Raw genomic sequence first — 1,383 nt, forward strand, 5'->3', positions numbered from 1 at the left:
CTTCCTTTCCTTTGCGCTGTTTTTCCGTGTTTTATCCTGCTCCCATTTTACCATACAGCTACCGATAAGGCAACCTCTTTGTTACTTTCTGGTGAGAAAGTAACGCAAAAGCACTTTCACACCGCCGCCCTTTGTGGGCTGGCAGTATGAAAGTGCTTTTGCGCGCTCCCGCGAGGCAATTAGAACAGTCGCTCACCCGCAAATCAAGCTAACTTCTTTAATCCCACGGGCCTTTAACTCCATATCGTTCAATCGCCTTATTATAGGTCTCTTCGAATGGAAAATCCTCCGGCATTTTTACATCGTAATCGGCATCATTTACTTCAAGCTGCATAATCGCATCTGTGCTTTTGAATACCAAACAATATTCTTCAGTTTCCGTATCAATTTCAACTACAAAATTTCCGCCATTTTGTTCTTGCTGACCTCTGCCGGCATTATCCACTCGCCGTACTTCTATGGTACTCAAAAATTCCATCCATTTGTTCACCAAATCTTCATCTGAGAATACAGCCCATTTAGCCGAATCAATGCCTTTTCTTATTCTGATTTCAGAAATTTTTTCGTCTAATATGTTTTCACAATACTCAATGCTGCTTATTTTTCCCCAGTCAGATAACGATCTTTTTGTACTAATCATGGCTATCATAAAAACAACAGCACAGAGAAGTACCACTCCAATTAACCAAAAACTTTTCCTCTCCTTCATCATTTTGACACACTAAAAGACCAGCCGTCTTTTCTGGTATAATCATATCCGTTAAAGTTAATGTATCTCAAATAGTCATTCCATCCATCAGCTATTCGCAGATACTGGTACTTCGTCGTTTCTACATAGCCAACAGCCAAAACAGCGTGTCCCCCACTCTTGGAACCGAACTTTGCACCGTATGTAAAAATGCAGGGTTTATTATTGCCCAGGTCTCTCGTAAAATCGCTATAGCTATCAAACAGATAGCTGTCGTAGGAACAACTGTACCCTAAATCTTCCATAAACGCTTTCGCAGCAGGAGCTTCATTGCCATTCGACGTAGTTCCACTGGAATTCGTTCCAGCTTTCTCCCACATAGTATCGTACAATGTAGTAAAAGACCGGCTTATCTTGTCATAACCTCTCTCACGATAGTATTTCGCCAAATTGCAGAGAGCAACAACCGAGCAAGCATAAGTCCTGTTATTGTTTTCTACATGATCCTGACAATACCAAAGACTCACATTACCTGCCCCTGTAATGGTATGTTCCTTTCCGTCCTTTACAGAACCTTCATAACTATCCGATACGACAGACCATCCATCCAAATCCGAATAATTAAGTCCATCATCTGCCCCCGATCTGGTTTGCACCGCAGCTTGCTTCATAGCTTTTTCAGCCGATTTATAGAC

General features: G+C 41.7%; 2 protein-coding genes. Both read right to left on the reverse strand.

What is annotated here, in order from left to right; genetic code table 11:
• Positions 1 to 217: 217 nt before the first annotated feature.
• Positions 218 to 712, reverse strand: a complete 495-nt coding sequence (locus tag H8Z83_RS19050; protein ID WP_187016470.1) for a hypothetical protein — start codon at positions 710 to 712, stop codon at positions 218 to 220.
• The coding region (locus H8Z83_RS19055; protein WP_187016471.1) for a C39 family peptidase at positions 709 to 1,383 on the reverse strand (675 nt) is incomplete at its 5' end. The genes H8Z83_RS19055 and H8Z83_RS19050, both read right to left, overlap by 4 nt.

It is taken from the genome of Dysosmobacter segnis (assembly GCF_014297285.1).
Taxonomy (GTDB): domain Bacteria; phylum Bacillota; class Clostridia; order Oscillospirales; family Oscillospiraceae; genus Oscillibacter; species Oscillibacter segnis.